The 16,839-nt window shown below is 72.3% G+C and carries 17 protein-coding genes; 3 read left to right on the forward strand and 14 right to left on the reverse strand.

The annotated features are described in order from the left end of the window. Positions 1-31: 31 nt before the first annotated feature. The gene (locus C4U03_RS17290; protein WP_103938801.1) at positions 32-589 is read left to right on the forward strand and encodes a hypothetical protein; all 558 of its coding nucleotides are present in this window, start codon (positions 32-34) and stop codon (positions 587-589) included. A gap of 161 nt (positions 590-750) precedes the next feature. After that, positions 751-1,587: an SAM-dependent methyltransferase gene (locus C4U03_RS17295; protein WP_103938802.1), complete on the forward strand. Its 837-nt coding sequence runs from the start codon at positions 751-753 to the stop codon at positions 1,585-1,587. A gap of 33 nt (positions 1,588-1,620) precedes the next feature. Here C4U03_RS17295 and C4U03_RS17300 read toward each other — a convergent pair whose 3' ends face one another. The 14 genes from C4U03_RS17300 to C4U03_RS17360 all read right to left on the reverse strand — a co-directional run bounded on the left by C4U03_RS17300 (position 1,621) and on the right by C4U03_RS17360 (position 15,555). Then, positions 1,621-2,841, reverse strand: a complete 1,221-nt coding sequence (locus C4U03_RS17300; RefSeq protein ID WP_103938803.1) for an MAB_1171c family putative transporter — start codon at positions 2,839-2,841, stop codon at positions 1,621-1,623. Between the two features lie 152 nt (positions 2,842-2,993). Beyond that, complete coding sequence (locus tag C4U03_RS17305) at positions 2,994-3,341, reverse strand: AMP-binding protein (protein WP_235017932.1); 348 nt, start codon at positions 3,339-3,341, stop codon at positions 2,994-2,996. A gap of 20 nt (positions 3,342-3,361) precedes the next feature. After that, positions 3,362-3,493, reverse strand: coding sequence for a hypothetical protein (locus tag C4U03_RS42515; protein WP_268817511.1), 132 nt, complete (start codon positions 3,491-3,493; stop codon positions 3,362-3,364). After that, entirely contained in the window at positions 3,486-3,953 is a 468-nt protein-coding gene (locus tag C4U03_RS17310) for a hotdog family protein (protein ID WP_103938805.1), read from the reverse strand. Before C4U03_RS17310 ends, C4U03_RS42515 begins: the two co-directional genes overlap by 8 nt. After that, entirely contained in the window at positions 3,934-5,406 is a 1,473-nt protein-coding gene (locus tag C4U03_RS17315; RefSeq protein ID WP_103938806.1) for an APC family permease, read from the reverse strand. Before C4U03_RS17315 ends, C4U03_RS17310 begins: the two co-directional genes overlap by 20 nt. A gap of 268 nt (positions 5,407-5,674) precedes the next feature. Further along, positions 5,675-6,046, reverse strand: a complete 372-nt coding sequence (locus C4U03_RS17320) for a hypothetical protein (protein WP_103938865.1) — start codon at positions 6,044-6,046, stop codon at positions 5,675-5,677. A 19-nt stretch (positions 6,047-6,065) separates the two neighbouring features. Continuing rightward, on the reverse strand, positions 6,066-6,578 hold the full coding sequence (locus tag C4U03_RS17325) for a roadblock/LC7 domain-containing protein (RefSeq protein ID WP_103938807.1): 513 nt from the start codon (positions 6,576-6,578) through the stop codon (positions 6,066-6,068). A 13-nt stretch (positions 6,579-6,591) separates the two neighbouring features. After that, positions 6,592-7,371 carry a hypothetical protein gene (locus C4U03_RS17330; RefSeq protein WP_103938808.1) on the reverse strand — a complete coding sequence of 260 codons (780 nt, stop codon included), beginning with the start codon at positions 7,369-7,371 and terminating at the stop codon, positions 6,592-6,594. Between the two features lies 1 nt (position 7,372). Continuing rightward, the gene (locus C4U03_RS17335; RefSeq protein ID WP_103938809.1) at positions 7,373-7,753 is read right to left on the reverse strand and encodes a hypothetical protein; all 381 of its coding nucleotides are present in this window, start codon (positions 7,751-7,753) and stop codon (positions 7,373-7,375) included. A 539-nt stretch (positions 7,754-8,292) separates the two neighbouring features. Next, positions 8,293-9,201: a helix-turn-helix domain-containing protein gene (locus tag C4U03_RS17340; protein WP_235017922.1), complete on the reverse strand. Its 909-nt coding sequence runs from the start codon at positions 9,199-9,201 to the stop codon at positions 8,293-8,295. 167 nt (positions 9,202-9,368) lie between these two features. Next, positions 9,369-10,169, reverse strand: a complete 801-nt coding sequence (locus C4U03_RS17345; RefSeq protein WP_103938810.1) for an SAM-dependent methyltransferase — start codon at positions 10,167-10,169, stop codon at positions 9,369-9,371. Positions 10,170-10,389: 220 nt separating this feature from the next. Continuing rightward, the gene (locus tag C4U03_RS17350; protein ID WP_103938811.1) at positions 10,390-11,718 is read right to left on the reverse strand and encodes an alpha/beta fold hydrolase; all 1,329 of its coding nucleotides are present in this window, start codon (positions 11,716-11,718) and stop codon (positions 10,390-10,392) included. Positions 11,719-12,071: 353 nt separating this feature from the next. Next, positions 12,072-13,160, reverse strand: a complete 1,089-nt coding sequence (locus tag C4U03_RS17355; protein ID WP_103938812.1) for an acetate/propionate family kinase — start codon at positions 13,158-13,160, stop codon at positions 12,072-12,074. A gap of 13 nt (positions 13,161-13,173) precedes the next feature. Beyond that, complete coding sequence (locus C4U03_RS17360) at positions 13,174-15,555, reverse strand: phosphoketolase family protein (RefSeq protein ID WP_103938813.1); 2,382 nt, start codon at positions 15,553-15,555, stop codon at positions 13,174-13,176. 259 nt (positions 15,556-15,814) lie between these two features. Between C4U03_RS17360 and C4U03_RS17365 the strand changes: the two genes are divergently transcribed. Further along, entirely contained in the window at positions 15,815-16,678 is an 864-nt protein-coding gene (locus C4U03_RS17365; protein WP_200827290.1) for an acyl-CoA thioesterase, read from the forward strand. Positions 16,679-16,839: the final 161 nt, after the last annotated feature.

Consider the following 16,839-nt stretch of genomic DNA (forward strand, 5'->3'; position numbering starts at 1 on the left):
GGGCCGGCCGCCGGGACGGAGGTGCGGTGAGATGAGCGGGCTGAACCGGCACCGGAGCCGCGCGCTCTGCGACCAGGTCGTCGAACGGCTGGACCTGCCGGCGTCGGCGACCTACCGGGACGCCTGCCGCCGTACCGGCGAGGTGATGAGCGAGCTGCTCGGCGCGCAGGTGGAGCTGAAGTTCGTCGGGCTGCACAACACGCCGTTCAGCGGCGCCACGGTGCGGCGCGCGGACGGCACCTACGTGGTCTACTGCGCCCGCTCGCGGTCCTGGTACCACCGGCTCGGCATCCTGCTGCACGAGCTGGCGCACGTCCTGCTGGGACACGACCCCGTCTCCTTCGCCGGCGGCTCGGGGCCGCACCGACTCGCCCCGCATCTGCCGGGCAAGATGGCACGCATCCTGGCGGGGCGCACCAACCATGTCGGGGAGGAGGAGCGCCAGGCCGAGGAGTTGGCTGACCGGCTGCTGGAACGGCTGACCGAGCGGCACGCGCGGCGTCCCGAGCGGCCCGCGCCGGAGGTGGCCCCGCACGTCCGGCGGATCGCCGAGGGGCTGGCGCCCTATCCGGCCGACACCCGGCACTGAAGTTCCTACCGGACAGTTCATACTCGGCTGGAAATCTTTCCGTCGATCCTTACATCACAGTTGAATGACTTGACTCCGGGAACTACGCTGCTGCCCGAACGGCCCTACTGCCGTCCCGGCAGAGGGCTCGTCCTGCCGCCGCAGTATGGGGACCGTGAGACATGGCACTATCCGCCGCACCGCGCCCCTCGGCGGGCGCCCCGGAGTTCAGCCTGTCCAGGCCCAATGTGGCCCGTATGTGCAACTATCTGCTGAACGGCAAGGACAACTTCGAGGCCGACCGCCTCGCCGCCGACGACGTCCTGCGCCGCGCCCCCGAAATGCTCACGCTGGTCCGGGCCAACCGCGATTTCCTGACCCGGGCGATCCGGCGGCTGACCGAGGGGCCGGGCATCGGCCAGTTCCTGGACCTGGGCACCGGAATGCCCATGTCGCCGAGCGTGCACGAGATCGCCGCCCGGTTCCATCCGTCCCCCAGAGTCGCCTATGTCGACAACGACAGCGTCGCCGTCGCCCACGCCCGGGCGCTGCTGGACAACGGCGACACCGTCGTCGCCGTCGACGGCGACCTGCGCGAGCCCGAGCGCATCCTCGCCGACCCTCGGCTGACCTCCGTCATCGACTTCGAGCGGCCGGTGGCCGTGCTGCTGTCGGCGGTGCTGCACTTCGTCACCGACGAGGAGGGAGCGGCCAGGATCGTCGGCGCGCTGCGCGACGCGCTGGCCCCGGGCAGCGCCCTGGTCATCAGCCACGCCTGCCTCGACCACGCCGACCCGCAGGTGCTGGCCGACGTGGCGGAGGTGTACACGCGGACCGGCCTCCCCCTGGTCCCCCGCAGCCGCGCCCGGATCGGCGAGTTCTTCACCGGATTTGAGCTGATCGACCCCGGCCTGACGGACGTCGCCCACTGGCCGCTGACGACCGGCCCCCGGCCGCGTCCCGCCCTCACGTTCTACGGCGGCGTCGCCGGCTACCCGGCGCGGCACCGGATGGGTTAGCCGTCCCATCCCTCGGGGACACGGCCGCCGGGGTCAGCGGGAGGCTGGCGCGGCGCCGCGGATCCCGGCGACGGCGCGCTCCACCACGGGCGAGTCCTTGAAGGCCCGGGCCACCTGGCACCACCAGGCCAGCTCCAGATCGATGTCGTTGCCGTCCCGCTCGTCGTGGAAGCGGTCCGCCGGCGCCTCGGCACCCCGGGCGCCCCGCCGCCAGGACTCCAGCGCGACCCGCAACTGGGCGGCCTCGACCAGGACGGGCAACTGCTCGGCGGGCACGCCGCGGGCCCGGCCCAGCGCCCACACCGCGTCCTCGACCGCGGTGTCGAACAGCGGCGCCAGCGCCCACCGCCAGTCGCTCAACTCGATGATCGCGCGGCGGATCCGGTGCTGCAGGTCCAGCCTGCGCCCCCGGGCCACGAAGACCACCGACGGGTTGACCTCGGTGAGACGGCGGTGCAGGGAGCGCAGCGTCCGGTATCTCGGCCACCGGCGGACCGTCCGCCGCACGACCGGCCAGCGCGGCCCCCACATCGGCACGACCATCGCCGCGGTCAGGAAGAAGCAGCCGAACGGCGCCGCGACCAGGGAAGTGACCGACCCGGCCTGGTTGAGGACGTCCGTGCCGAACCAGTTGCCGCCGATCGACACCAGCCGCAGCGCCGAGTAGGTCGTCATGGTCACCCCGGCCCCCGCGTACAGCCGCAGCCCGCGCCGCAGGTAGGGCAGGGCCGCGTAGTCGTCGTGCCGCGCCCAGGTGAAGCACCAGCGGGCCAGGATCGCCGAGCCGATCAGCGTCGCCGAGTAGTAGATCGCGTAGGAGACCGCGACCGTCGGCTGGGTGGCGTAGTAGTACGGGTAGTCGATGGTGCGCTCGACGGGCACCTCCGACAGCGCGAACAGCACGCTGATCGTGACGATCACCAGCGAGTAGACCACCAGGACCCAGCGGAGCCGCCGCCAGGCCACCGCGGCCGGGTAGCGCCACAGCAGCGCCAGCACCAGAAACGAGGCCGCCAGCGCGGACAGGCACACCGCCGCCACCAGCTCGGCCAGGTTGGTGACCCCGGTGACCCGGTTGATCCAGGCAGCGCTGGCGGGGGACGCCGACCACATCGTCATCCCGAAGAAGAACACCGTGCCGCACAGCGCCCACAGCCCGGCGTTGCCCCGCTGTGCGCGCATGTGCCGCACCTTGTAGACGAGGATGCCGGTCAGCACGAGGGCAAAGAACGGGAACGCGATGTTCCTGACCATCGTTCCTCCGACCGCTCCGGCCCCGGCACCGGGACGCCGCATGTCCGCAGGGAGCACCGCCGGCGGTCCGGCCACCGGTCGTGCACAACGATTCACGATCCGGCATCGCCCCGCCAGCGGTACGACGGATATCGACCGGAACGGGACGGCCGTCAGCGCGCGGAGCCCAGCGCGGCCTTGTCGACCTTCCCGTCCGGGCGGCGGACGGCCACGTCGCCGGTGCGCAGGAACCCGTCCGGGGTGAACGCCTGCTCGGTCGCCTCCTCCAGCCCCAGGTAACCGGTCATCATGCACGGGTTGCGGAGCTGGATCTCACCGGGCCTGCCCGGCGGCGCCTCGGCCCCGCCGTCGTCCACCAGCCGCAGCTCCAGCCGGGGGTCGGGGCGGCCGATCGTCGTCGCCAGCGTCTCGTCGTCGGCGGCCGGGTCGTTGTAGGCGACCGCGACGCAGCTCTCGGTCAGGCCGTACACGGTGGTGAGGCGGGCGCCGGTGGCGCGCAGCGCGCCACGTCCTCGGCCGCCTACCGATGGATGCGGCGCGTCCCCGCCAGGTCGTCCAGTGGCGCGTCGGGACGGCGCTCGGCCCAGTAATCCAGGAAGCCGCAGGCCCGGTCGGCCTCGGGGACGATCCCCTCCCCGGGCAGCTCAGGCACCGGGCGCCTTCGGGTCCACGAACAGCGTGATCCAGTCGGCGATCATCGCGGGCCCCTCGGCCCCCTCGACCTCCAGGACGTTGCGGGTGACGAGGCGCATCCGCCCCGGCGCCTTCTCGCGGGCCTCGACCAGCTCGGCACGCACCCGGACCCGCTGCCCTGCCAGGACGGGCCGCAGGAAGCGCACCCGGTCCACGCCGTAGTTCAGCCCGTAGCGGCCTTCCAGGTCCACGTCCAGGTCGCGTTTGTGGAAGGCCACCAGGATCGACAGCAGCAGGAACCCGGAGATCATCCTGTCCCCGTAGGGGTCGCCGTTGGACGGCGGGCGGCCCAGGAAGTCCTCCCGCAGAAAGGTGGCCTCGGCGAACGCCTGCTCGTCGGCGGCGCCCAGCTCCGCCCACCCGGAGCACATCAGCTCCTCGCCCACGTGCTCGGGCAGTTCAGCCAGCGTGTACGTCATCGGTCTCCCCTTCGCGGGTGGCGGCGGTGGCGGACGCCGGATGTCCGATGCGGGCGTACCGCCGTGGGTCGGCGTGCCGCAGCCGGGCCGCGTACAGGGCCGCGGCCAGCGCCAGCGCCATCACCAGGTACGGCAGTGCGAGGATCACCAGGGCGTCGCTGTGCGCCAGCGTCCGGAAGTTCGCCAGCAGCAGGGCGGTCGCCGTCAGCAGCCCGGCGCACCCGGCCAGCGGGGCGGCCAGCGTCCTGAGCACCGTCCCGGCCCGGTGGCGGCGGAAGTACACCACCACCGCGATCGCCGCGAACGCCTGCAGCAGCACGATCCCCAGGGTCGACAGCCCGCTCATGATCGTCACCAGGTTGCGGTAGGGATCCAGCCCGGCGATCGCGAACGCGGCCACCACCAGGGCGGTGAAGGCGGTCTGCGCCAGGCTCGCGGCGTACGGGGACCGGTGCCGCGGATGCACCCGGCCCAGTCGGGCGGGGGCCAGTCCGTCGCGGGCCAGCGAGAACAGGTAGCGGCCCGCCGCGTTGTGCGAGGACAGCAGCGAGGCGAACACGCTGGTGATCACCAGCAGCCCGAACACCGCCTCCACCCCCGTGCCCAGGAACTCCCGGGTCAGGTTGAACAGCAGGTCGCCCTCCTCGGCGTCGGCGACCGGCTGCGCCCGTTCGGCGCCCAGCGCCCCGACCGTCAGCCAGCTGGTCAGGGTGTAGAATAGGCCGATCACCAGGACGGCCGTGTAGGTGGCGCGCGGCACCGCCCGGGCCGGGTCCCTGGTCTCCTCCGCATAGAGCGCGGCCCCCTCGAACCCGGCGAACGAGCCGAACGCGAACATGAACGCCACGCCCGGCGCCCCGGCCAGCACCGTCCCCGGGTCGAACGAGGCGGCGACGAAGGCGTCCAGCCCCCGGTCGGCCAGCACCGCGACGTCGAAGACCAGCAGCACCGCCACCTCGCAGGTCAGCAGCACCGCCAGCAGCTTCGCGGACAGGTCCACGCTGCGGAAGCCGAGCACCGCCATGATCGCGATCGCGGCGGCGCTCCACGCCCACCACGGGCCGGGCGCCTCGGCCCCGTCGGTGAGGAAGTAGCCGATGCCTCCGGCCAGCGCCGCCACCAGCGCGTTGTAGGCGACGAGCGCGAACACCGCCCCGGCGGCGGCCACCGGGCGTCCCAGCCCGCGCGCCAGGTAGGTGTAGAAACCGCCGCCGTCGGTGACGCGCCGCGCCATGGCCGCGTACCCCACCGAGAAGCACAGCAGCGTCACGGTCGCGACGAGATAGGCGCCGGGCACGCCCGCCCCGTTCCCGGCGCCCATCGACAGCGGCACCGTGCCCGCCATCGCCACCAGCGGCGCGGCCGCCGCCACCACCAGGAACACGATCTTCGGTGTGCTCAGCGTGCGGCCGAGCCGCTGTGCGACGTCCTGTTCGCCGGCGTCCACCGCCATGCGCCCCCCTCGGGCCGAACCTGAAACTCGTTCAGATCTGACATGGCGGGCGGACACCTGGCAACCCATATGGATCATGAGTGAGCAAATCGTGCCGTAAATCCCGTGCGTCCCCTGGGCAACCGAAATACGGACCGCAGTAAAAGGGATTTGCCGAATGGCCTCTTCAGCGTCGGGGACTGCGCGGCAACGTGGCGTACGGACCTGAGGGCGCGGCGTTCACCGAGGGGGCCGGGCGGATCCGGCCGGCCGGCCGCGCGGGGCGGCCTCAGATCTCCAGCTCCTCCTCGATGGACTTGAGGCGGTGGCGGGCGAGCGCGAGGTTGGCCCGCGACCGGTCCAAGGCCGCGTACAGGAACAGGCCCGAGTTCTTGCGGCCGGTGAGCGGGCGGATGATGTGGTACTGGCCGGACAGCGTGATGAGGATGTCCTCGATGTCGTCCTTGAGGCCGAGCTGCTCCATCGTGCGCAGCTTGGCCCGCACCACCTCGGTGTTGCCCGCGGCGGCGACGTTCAGGTCCAGGACCTTGGAACTGCTCAGCGTCCCGAGGGCCATTCCGCTGCCGTAGTCCACGACGGCGGCGCCCACGGCCCCGTCGATCGCCATGATGTCCTTGAGCGCGATGTCGATGTTCGCCATGTACATATCCCTTCACTGGTCACTGACGGTTTCGGCGATGGCGCGGGCCCTCGGCGGGCGGCGGGCGCGGCGCGGCGGCGCCGGCCTCCTCCAGCAGGGCGGCGATCCGGGCGGCCGCCGGCCGGGACTCCAGGTGCAGCCGGCCGACGTTGACGCCGGGACCGGCCAGCACGGTCAGGGACGCGACGAGACCGGCCGCGTAGGTCACCACGTAGCCGCCGGTGGCGCGGATCACCACCTCCTGGAACCCGCCGTCCTGGACGGTCAGCGCGATCCGTTGGGACAGCGCCAGGCCGGAGGTGGTCAGCGCGGCCATCCCGGCCGGCTCGACCTGCGGGGGCAGGTCCGCGGCCACCGGCAGGCCGTCCGCGGAGGCGACCAGGCTGCCGGTGAGCCCGGGCAGCCGGTGGCGCAGCGCGTGCAGTTCGCCGAGCACCGACGCGCCGGGCACTGCGGGCGTGCGGCCGTCGGCCGGGGGTTGGACCGTCACCTTGGTCAGCCTTTCGATCAGGTTCTCCAGTTGCCGCCGCATCGGGCTCACCGGGTCACGCCATCTGTTCCAGTGCCGCACGCAGCCGGTGCAGCACGTCCTGGTCGACCGGCCCCCACCGGATCGGCACGGCGGACGGCTCCGCAGAAGGCTCTGCGGGCGGCTCCGCGGGCGGCTCCGCGCCGGGCGGCTGACGCGGTGTGCCCGCGTGTTCGATCAGCGCGTCGGCGGCCAGGCCGCGCACCGCCAGCAGGCAGCCGTAGGCGGTACGGCCGAGGTCGCGGGCCAGCTCGGCGGGGGTACGCCGACCGTCGGCGTTGAGCAGGATCTCCGCCTGCAGGCCGGTCAGCACCAGCCGCTGGCGGCGCAGCCTGCGGACCGGGACGACCGGCGCCTCGTCGGCCTGCGCCGAGGGCCACTGCGCGTCCAGCAGCGCCCGGCGGTGCTCGGCCTCGAAGGCCAGGGTGCCGGGGGCGATGCGGCAGATCGGCGCCAGATCGTGCCGCACGTCCTCGGCGAAGTGCGCCTCGGACCGCGAGCCGAGCAGGAAGTAGCCGGCGTCGAAGGTCGTCAGTAGCGCGAACAGCTCCAGTTCGGCCCGGCCGAGCCCGCCGGGCGGGCGCCCGGCCCGGCGGTCGCGCCACCACTGCTCGGCCGGCACCCGGCCGGAGGCGGTCACCAACTCGTCCAGCCCGGGGGCACGGCGGTGCTGGGCGAAGGTGACGGCGCCGTCGACGAGGAAGAACGCCCCCTCGGCGCCCACCCGCAGCATTCCGGTGGCCCGCCGCTCGCCCAGCCGGTGCAGTTCGGCCGCGATCCGGTCGGTCGGCGGCATCTCACGAGCCCGTCATCTCGCGCACGATCTCGCGCATCCTGATCCTGGCCAGCGCCAGGTTCCCGGCGCCGCCGTCGATGTGCACGTGCAGGAACAGCCGGCCGTCGAAAGCGGTGCCGAGCAGGGTGAGCAGGTGGTACCCGTGGGCGCCGGAGACGATGATGTCCTCGACGTCCTCGCCCGTTCCGCTGGTCCGCAGGCTCGGGGCGGCCAGCACGGCGCGTACCACGTCGGTCGTGCCGGCGGCGTCCTCGTGCTGGTCCGCGAGGTCCGCACGGCCGGCGGCGGCCACCGCGAGCCCGCTGGCGCCGTCCACCAACGTCACGCGCTGCGCCCCGGGAATGGCCATGACGTGGTCCAGGCAATGGTCGATACCGAGCACGGTCTCCCCTCCGATGGGAGTCGCGGGCCGCCTGACCGTCCGGCGGCGACGATGGCCGACGTTACCCAGGAATTCGACGCGCCGACCACCGAAGAACCAGTAAATGTCTCCAGTTATCTGAAATTCCTCCACAGTCCACTCGAAACACGACAATGGAAGATGAATACCCACCGGTATCGGCGGCTGGAATACGTCTTTACGGTTCCCGCGGATAACGGGAGGGGCGCCTTCAAGGCCTCCGCACGACACCCGCACCGCTCCACCCGTGCGCAAACGGCCAACGACACCGGGCGCTTCGCGGGGAGCGGCTGCGGCCCCGCGCCGGCGGGATCACGGCGCGCCGGCCACCAGGGCAATGCGCCGGACGGGGCGGGAGTTCACCGCCGCGCCACAGGACGTGGTCCGGATCATCACGGCGCTGCACAAGGGCGCCCTCGTGCAGCGCTACCTGGAGCCGGACCTTGTCCCGCAGGGCCGCCTGGAACGCCTGGCGCTGCCCGTCCTGCCGCGCTCTTTCTCCCGGTCGGTGATGGGGCCGGTCACTCGGGATAGTCGGCCAGCACGCTCTCGATGATCTCCGGGGTGCGGTCGGGCGGCTCGGCCTCGGTCACCAGCGTGTGGAACGCCTGCCAGTAGTAGTCGATCTCGGCGGGCCGGTCCGGGTAGACGGCGCTGTCGAGTTGCTCCAGAAAGACCGTGTCCTGCAGGTCCGGATGCGGGAGGCGGACCAGGGTGACCGAGCCGCCCGCCGCCGCGTGCCCGCCGGCCGCGAACGGCACGATCTGGACGGTGACGTTCGGCATCCGGCAGACCTCGACCAGACGCTCCAGTTGGCCCCGCATCGTCGCCGGGCCGCCGATGGGCCGCCGCAGCACCGCCTCGTCCAGCACCGCCCACAGGTTGACCGGTCGGGACCGCCGGGTCAGGATTCGCTGGCGGCCCATCCGCAGTTCGAGGCGGCGGGCCAGCTCCGGGGCCGGGACGGCGGCGTGGTCGAGCCGGATGACCTCGCGGGCGTAGTCCTCGGTCTGCAGCAGTCCGGGAACGAACTGGACCTCGAAGCACCGGATGTGGCTGGCGGTCTGCTCGGCGCTCAGGTAGGCCCGCAGCCAGTGGGGCACGATGTCGTGGTAGGCCTGCCACCAGGCGGGGGCGTTGGCCCGCTCCACCAGGGCGAGCAGGGTGGAACGTTCCGACCGCTCGGCGTCGTAGAGGTCCAGCAGATCGGTTACGTCCCGCAGCTTGCAGCCGGTGCGGCCGAGCTCCAGCCGGCTGATCTTGGAGGAGGAGGCCCGGATCGTCCGGCCCGCCTGCTCCCGCGAGATGCCGCGGGACTCCCGCAACTCGCGCAACCGCGCGCCCAGCACCATCCGTGCGATCAGGGGACCGGCCGGGTCGGGCTCGGCGGGAGCCCGACCGGAGCCGTCGTTGACAGTGGTGGAGATCAAGGGCGGATCCTCATCAGATGACGGCCTGAACAGGCGGTCGTTACAGCTTCACACCAGGGCCATGCGCACGCATGCGGACACACGCGACAAAATGGCCGGACCCGGCCATGTTTCTCAGGTTTCGGACGGGACCGGGTCCGGACTCCAGGTCTGCTGAAACCGGAGAATCAGGGCTTGCGCGCGACGGCGGCCAGCGTCGGGTGGTCCTTGTGCTCCAGCGGCTCCACCTCGGGACGCCACTGCGGGCCCTGCACCAGCCCCGGCTCCACCAGCTCCAGCCCCTCGAAGTACCGCTCGATCACCTCGCGGCTGCGCAGCCGGTAGGGGGTCGCGCCGGTGTCGTCGTAACCGCTCTGGGCCTCCTGGAACGACTGGTCGGTGTCGGTGGCCTCGTAGAAGGCCATGTAGCCGCCCGACGGCAGCTCCGCAGCCAGCCGCCGGACGATCGACACCGCCTCCTCGTCGGTGACGTGCCCGAGCACCCCCATCAGCATGATGGCCACCGGCTGGGAGAAGTCCAGCAGATCCTTGGCCCTCTCGATGATCTTCTCCGGGTCGCGCACGTCGGCGTCCAGGTAGGTGGTGGCGCCCTCGGGGGTGCTGGTCAGCAGGGCCCGGGCGTGCGCCAGCACCAGCGGGTCGTTGTCGACGTAGACGATCCGGGCGTCCGGCGCGATCCGCTGGGCGACCTCGTGGGTGTTGTCCACGGTCGGCAGCCCGGTGCCGATGTCCAGGAACTGGCGGACCTTGGCCTCGCCGGCCAGGTAGTGGATGGCCCGTGCCAGGAAGTGCCGGCCCGACCGGGCCAGCTCGACGATCTGCGGGAACACCGCCATGTACTGGTCGCCGGCGATCCGGTCGACCTCGTAGTTGTCCTTGCCGCCCAGCCAGTAGTTCCAAATCCGGGCCGAGTGCGGCACGGAGGTGTCGATCTTGGGAGGTGCCTGGTCGGGCGTCTCGTCGGTCACGTCGGGATTCCTTCCGTCCCTCGGCCTGTACTGCGCACCAAACTTAACGCCGCAGGGCACGGACTGCCGAGAATCGGAGATTTCACCCATCCGTGACCCGCGAACGGACCGCACGGGGACGGCCGCAGGCCCGGCCGGACGGGGACGGCCGGGCCTGCGGGCGGGTGGCCTCGGCGCGGCGGGAGTCGCCTGGCCCGCGCCTCGGCCGCGGTCGGACGGGTCAGGAGACGTGGTCGTTGAAGTTGACGGTGACGGTGTGGGTCTGCGAGGGCCAGTTCGGGATGGTGATCCGGGTGGGCCGACCGCCGCCGCGCTGGGTGGTGGCCAGCGTGACGGTGCCGGTCGCCGGCTCCGCCGAGGCCATGAACAGGTCGACGGCGGTCATGAAGGGCAGGGCGGGGAACAGCCCGAACGAGCGGTCCGGGTGGGAGCGGCGGTCGGAGAACCGGTCGAAGGCGAACAGCCCGATCGCCCGCTTGTCGCGCGGGGCGGTGCCCTCGTTCACCACCGGGACCCCGTTGATGGTCAGGGTGTCGCCGCCGGCGCCCTGGTCGCCCCACCACTCCTTGTTGCGGTACGCCAGCAGGGCCACATGGCCGGGGCCGCGCTGGATGAGCCGGTCCACACCCCTGCCCGGGTCCGAGCTGAGCAGGCGGACGCCGAGGTCGGTGCGCCGGAACGGCTCGAAGTACAGGTGGTGCTGCTGGTCGGTGTCGGAACGGGTGAGCCGGAACTCGTAGTAGGCGCTGCCACTGGCGCGGAACGGCCCGAACGAGCCGTCGGCGCTCACCCGCATCGACTGGATCGGCTGCTGGGTGGTGCGCCGCCCGGTGGCGGGGTCCACCTCGAACACGTCCACCACGGCGTCGCCGGGACTGGTGTTGCTCGGGAAGCGCACCGCGCGCCCGGCGAGCTGGATCTCCCCCTGCTCGGCGACGACCTGGGTGGTCTGCGGCTTCCGCCCGGTGAAAAACTCGTACATAGCGGCGAAGGACGCCGGGGACGAGGCGTTCTCCACATGCGACTCGTTGGGCAGGTGCACGTTGGTCGCGCCGGTGATGGTGCTGTCCTCGCGTCCCTCGGCCCACAGCGCCAGCGTGGGCACGCCGCCCGGCAGGGAGGTGGCGGTCGTGCCGTCGATGTTGACGTAGTGCGCGACATCGGCCGCCCGTTGTGGCGAGCTGTTGAGGTACTCCTGCGAGATCGAGGTGCCCAGGGAATGCCCGACCAACTCGACCTTGTCGGCGCCCGTGGCCGCCTTCAACTGCGCGATGCGCCGGTCGAGCGAGGCGAGCACCTCCTCGCGGGTGTTGCTGACGAACAGCGAGTCGTACTCCTCGTACTGGATGTGGGAGGCCGGGTAGCCGTTGGAGGCGAACCGCTTGGCCTGGGTGGCGAACTGACTGCCGGACCCGAAGAACCCGTGCACGAACACGATCGGCCGCAGCGCGGCCCGCGCCGCCGCCCCGGCGGTGGCCGGCACCAGCGCCGTCAGCAGGAGCACGGCGGCCAGCAGGCCGAACGCGCGGCGCAGCCGAGACGCGCCCACCGGGGGGATTCCTGGAGTGCAACGCATGTGGGGGACCTCCTGCGTGCCGGAACGTCTGGCCTGACGTTTGTATGCGCCCGGCGCCCGGAAGTCCTCGAACGCGCTGACAAAGTCGGCGGGCACTTTTGTCAGCCGGACGTGCCCCGGTGCGCCGCATGCGTCCAGCGCCCGGACTCGTCGCAGCTCACGCGGGGAACGCTGTAGGGCCAGGTGGGACCGTTCCCCGCCGACGGCGCAGGACCGCGCACCGGTCCCGGCCAGACCCACCGCAACCCGGACCGGACTCACCGCACCCCGGGTGGGAAACGCCGCAGGCTTGGACGGAGTCGTTTCCGTCCGAGCCTGCCACCGGCTCAGGCCAGCACGCGGCGGACGCCGGCAGCGATCTCCAGGTCCTCTCGTGAGGTGACGACCAGGGTGCGGACGGCGGCGCCCGCGGCGGTGATGTCGGCGTCGGCGTGCGCGGACTCGTTGGCCTCCTCGTCCACGTCCACGCCCAGATAGGCCAGCCCCTCGGCCACGCTCCGCCGCACCCGGGCGTCGTGCTCGCCGACACCGCCGGTGAACACCAGCACGTCCAGGCCGCCGAGCGCGGCGGTCATGGCGGCGATGCAGCCGCGCAGCCGGTGCAGGTACACCTCCACCGCCAGCTGAGCCGCCATGTCGCCGCCGGCCGCGCGCCGCTCGATCTCGCGCATGTCGCCCGTCCCGGCCAGCGCCTTCAGCCCCGACCGGTGGATGAGCGCCTCGGAGAGCTCCTCGATCGCAACGTCGTGCTGCAGCAGCCACATCAGCAGGCCGGGGTCCACGCTGCCGGGCCGGGTCGCCATGACCAGCCCGTCGATCGGCGTGAACCCCATCGTCGTGTCGACCGACCGGCCGCCCGCCACGGCGGCCAGCGAGGCGCCCGCCCCCAGGTGGCACACCACGATGCGCAGCCTGGCCGGATCGACCTCCAGCATCTGGCCCGTCCGCCGCGTCGCGTAGGCGTGGGAGAGCCCGTGGAAGCCGTAGCGCCGCAGCTTGAAGCGCTCCCGCCATTCCGCGGGCAGGGGGAAGGTGGCGGCGGCGTCCGGCAGCTCGGCGTGGAAGGCGGTGTCGAAGCACGCCACGGCAGGGACGTCCGGCAGCGCGCGCCTTATCTCCTCCAGCCCGTACAGCGACAGCGGCTGGTGTAGCGGCGCGAGGTCGACCAGCTCGTACAGCCGCTTGGTCACGGCGTCGTCGATGAGCACCGGACCGTGATAGTCCGAGCCGCCGTGGACGAAGCGCAGGCCGACCGCGTCCGGGACGGGCATCCGCGACAGCGCCGCGGCCAGCACCTCGCCCTCGCGCTCGGCCGGGCCGGTCGCCAGGTCGGCGCGTGAGACCGTCGTGTCGTCGTCCTCCAGCAGGCTGAGCTTGAGGCTGCTGGACCCGGGGTTGACCGTCAGCACCCGCATGAATCGCCTCCTGTCAGTAGGGCCAGACCCACTCGTTGATGTCGGCGGGATCCTGGCCGTACTCGCGGGTGTAGGCGCGGTGGCGGAACCGTTCGTCCATCATGTGCTGGCGGACGTGCCCGGCCCGGCCGCGCAGCGCGGGGATCCGGTCGATGACGTCCATGACCAGGTGGAAGCGGTCAAGGTCGTTGAGCATCACCATGTCGAACGGCGTGGTCGTGGTGCCCTCCTCCTTGTAGCCCCGCACGTGCAGGTTGGCGTGGCCGTTGCGGCGGTAGGTGAGCCGGTGGATCAGGTACGGGTAGCCGTGGAAGGCGAAGATGATCGGCTTGTCGGTGGTGAACAGCGAGTCGAACTCCCGGTCGCTCAGGCCGTGCGGGTGCTCGGTGTCGGGCTGTAGCCGCATCAGGTCCACCACGTTGACGACCCGTACCCGGATCTCCGGCAGGTGCCGCCGCAGCAGGTCGACGGCGGCCAGCGTCTCCAGCGTCGGAACGTCGCCCGCGCAGGCCAGCACCACGTCGGGGTCGGCGCCGGCGTCGGTGCTCGCCCACTCCCAGATGCCGATGCCGCGGGCGCAGTGCACGACCGCCTCGTCCATCGGCAGCCAGTTCAGCACCGGCTGCTTGCCCGCCACGACCACGTTGACGTAGTCCCGCGAGCGCAGGCAGTGGTCGGCCACCGACAGCAGCGTGTTGGCGTCCGGCGGCAGGTAGACCCGGATGATCTCGGGCTTCTTGTTCATCACCACGTCCAGGAAGCCGGGGTCCTGGTGGGTGAAGCCGTTGTGGTCCTGCCGCCACACGTGCGAGGACAGCAGGTAGTTCAGCGAGGCGATGGGCCGCCGCCACGGCAGGTGGCGGGTGACCTTCAGCCACTTGGCGTGCTGGTTGAACATCGCGTCCACGATGTGGATGAACGCCTCGTAGCTGTTGAACAACCCGTGCCGGCCGGTCAGCAGGTAGCCCTCCAGCCAGCCCTGGCACAGGTGCTCGCTGAGCACCTCCATCACCTGGCCGGACGACGCCAGGTGCTCGTCGGTGGGCAGCCGTTCGGCCTCCCACACCCGGTCGGTCACCTCGAAGACGGCGCCCAGCCGGTTGGAGGCGGTCTCGTCCGGCCCCATGATGCGGAAGTTGTCGGGGTTGCGGGCGACCACGTCCCGCAGCATGGAGCCGAGCACCCGGGTCGGCTCGCTGAAGGTCGTGCCGGGCTCGTCCACCGGGACCGCGTAGTCGCGGAAGTCGGGCAGCACCAGCGGGTGCAGCAGCAGACCCCCGTTGGCGTGCGGATTCGCGCTCATCCGCCGATCCCCCTGCGGGGCCTGCGCACGTACCTGCGGCACTGGGCGCCCGATCTCGTCGAACAACTCCTCGGGGCGGTACGACCGCAGCCACTTCTCCAGTTGTGCCAGGTGAGCGGGGTTGTCGCGCACTCCGGCCAGCGGCACCTGGTGGGACCGCCAGGTGCCCTCCACCGGCAGGCCGTCCACCTCCCTGGGGCCGGTCCAGCCCTTGGGCGTGCGCAGGATGATCATCGGCCAGCGGGGCCGGACGCCGTCCCGGCCACCGCGCCGGGCCGTGGCCTGGATGTCGGCGATCTCGTCCATCGCCAGGTCGAGGGCCTCGGCCATCCGGGCGTGCATGACGGCCGGGTCGTCACCGCTGACCAGGTAAGGCCGGTACCCGTACCCCTCGAACAGCGCCACCAGTTCGGCCTCGGGGATGCGGGCCAGCACCGTCGGGTTGGCGATCTTGTAGCCGTTCAGGTGCAGGATCGGCAGCACCGCGCCGTCACCGGCCGGGTCGAGGAACTTGTTGGAGTGCCAGCTGGTCGCCAGCGGGCCCGTCTCGGCCTCGCCGTCGCCCACGATGCAGGCGACCACCAGGTCCGGGTTGTCGAACGCGGCGCCGAACGCGTGCGCCAGCGAGTAGCCGAGCTCGCCGCCCTCGTGGATCGAGCCGGGCGTCTCCGGGGCGACGTGGCTGGGCACGCCGCCGGGGAAGGAGAACTGCCGGAACAGCCGGGCCATCCCCGCCTCGTCCTGCGACACCTCCGGGTAGACCTCGCTGTAGGTGCCCTCCAGCCAGGCGTTGGCGACCGCGGAGGGACCGCCGTGCCCCGGCCCCATGATGTAGATCATGTCCTGGTCGCGGGCTCTGATGACCCGGTTGAGGTGGGCGTAGCAGAAGTTCAGGCCCGGTGAGGTGCCCCAGTGACCCAGCAGCCGCGGCTTGATGTCGGACGGCTTCAGCGGCTCCCGCAGCAGCGGGTTGTCCAGCAGGTAGATCTGCCCCGCCGACAGGTAGTTGGCCGCTCGCCAGTACGCGTCGAGCAGACGGAGTTCCTCGTCGAGGAGGGCGTCGGTGCGGGCGTGTGTCGCGGCATCGGTCATGGAGCCGTGTTCCTTAGGGGTCGATGATCCTGGACGGGCGTGACGTTCCCCACCCTCGGCACGCTGAACGACGTGCCCCGATCCGGCGCGGCAAATCATGCCGCCGCGATCACGCCGTACCCGTCCGCGGGCCGCGGCACACGGGCCGTATCGGGCCACGCCCCGTCCGCGGAACGGCGCGCGAACGGACGGCCGGGGCGGCGCGAGGGCGAGACCAGGCGGCATGCGACGATGAACGCCGGACCGAAGGGGATTCGACATGCCGGACGAGCCGACGGACCAGCTCCCGCCCGCCCTCGCGCGGATGCTGGCCCTGCAGCCGCTGGACGGGGACGTCTTCGTCGCCGACTCCCCCGCCCTGGGCCGGGAGCGGCTGTTCGGCGGGCAGGTCGCCGCCCAGAGCCTGCGCGCCGCCTGCCTGACCGTCGACGCCGGGCGCCCGCCGCACTCGCTGCACGCCTACTTCATCCGTCCCGGGCTCCCCGGCGAGCCGCTGCGCCTGGAGGTCGGCCGCACCCGGGACGGGCGCACCTTCTCCACCCGCCACGTCACCGCCGCCCAGGGCGGCAAGCCGATCTTCGAGATGGTGGCGTCCTTCCACGACCCCGAGCCCGGACACGACTGGCAGCCGCCCCCACCCGCCCCGGTGCCCGGCCCGCAGGGGCTGGAGCCGCCGCGGCTGCCGCGGCATCCGCCCGCGTTCGACATCCGGCTGGTCCGGCGGCCCGACCCCGGCGGCTCCCTGCTGCCCCACCCGTTCTGGATCCGGGTCCGCGAGCCGCTGGGGGACGACCCGGCGCTGCACGCCTGCCTGATCACCTACCTGTCCGACATGGCGGTGGTCAGCAGCGCCGTCGCACCCGGCTCGCCCCGGCGATCCCTGGCCATGGCGGTCAGCCTGGACCACGCCCTGTGGTTCCACCGGCCGGCGCGCGTCGACCGGTGGCTGCTGTACTCGGTGGACCCGGTGACCAACTTCGGCGCACGCGGCCTGGCCCGTGGCACGCTGCACACGGCGGACGGCGTCCTGGTGGCGTCCATCGCCCAGGAGGCCCTGCTGCGCCCCGCGGGCGAGGCGGGCCTGACCGTTCTCCGGGACCGCCGACCCGGCCCGGCTGGCTAGACTGCCCCCGGCGCAGTCCGCCACCGGCCACGGGCCAGGCCCGGCCCCGTGGGCAGGCCGCTCCCGTCGGGTTCCGGCGGCCGGTCCGGCCCGATACATTCGGTCCGGTCTTGTTCGCACGGTTTCACACTGCCCTTAGGCCGGTGCTGGCAAGGTGTGCT

Source organism: Thermomonospora echinospora (assembly GCF_900108175.1).
Taxonomy (GTDB): Bacteria; Actinomycetota; Actinomycetes; order Streptosporangiales; family Streptosporangiaceae; genus Thermomonospora; species Thermomonospora echinospora.

What these genes read in the sequence shown, in the direction of transcription:
- C4U03_RS17330 (WP_103938808.1), bottom strand. Translation starts at nt 7,371, where the DNA reads ATGCCGCCGACCGACCGGATCGCGGCCGAACTGCACCGGCTGGGCGAG.
- C4U03_RS17315 (WP_103938806.1), bottom strand. Translation starts at nt 5,406, where the DNA reads ATGGCGGTGGACGCCGGCGAACAGGACGTCGCACAGCGGCTCGGCCGC.
- C4U03_RS17290 (WP_103938801.1), top strand. Translation starts at nt 32, where the DNA reads ATGAGCGGGCTGAACCGGCACCGGAGCCGCGCGCTCTGCGACCAGGTC.
- C4U03_RS17360 (WP_103938813.1), bottom strand. Translation starts at nt 15,555, where the DNA reads ATGACCGATGCCGCGACACACGCCCGCACCGACGCCCTCCTCGACGAG.
- C4U03_RS17295 (WP_103938802.1), top strand. Translation starts at nt 751, where the DNA reads ATGGCACTATCCGCCGCACCGCGCCCCTCGGCGGGCGCCCCGGAGTTC.
- C4U03_RS17355 (WP_103938812.1), bottom strand. Translation starts at nt 13,160, where the DNA reads ATGCGGGTGCTGACGGTCAACCCCGGGTCCAGCAGCCTCAAGCTCAGC.
- C4U03_RS17325 (WP_103938807.1), bottom strand. Translation starts at nt 6,578, where the DNA reads ATGCGGCGGCAACTGGAGAACCTGATCGAAAGGCTGACCAAGGTGACG.
- C4U03_RS17310 (WP_103938805.1), bottom strand. Translation starts at nt 3,953, where the DNA reads ATGACGTACACGCTGGCTGAACTGCCCGAGCACGTGGGCGAGGAGCTG.
- C4U03_RS17300 (WP_103938803.1), bottom strand. Translation starts at nt 2,841, where the DNA reads ATGGTCAGGAACATCGCGTTCCCGTTCTTTGCCCTCGTGCTGACCGGC.
- C4U03_RS17320 (WP_103938865.1), bottom strand. Translation starts at nt 6,046, where the DNA reads ATGGCGAACATCGACATCGCGCTCAAGGACATCATGGCGATCGACGGG.
- C4U03_RS17365 (WP_200827290.1), top strand. Translation starts at nt 15,815, where the DNA reads ATGCCGGACGAGCCGACGGACCAGCTCCCGCCCGCCCTCGCGCGGATG.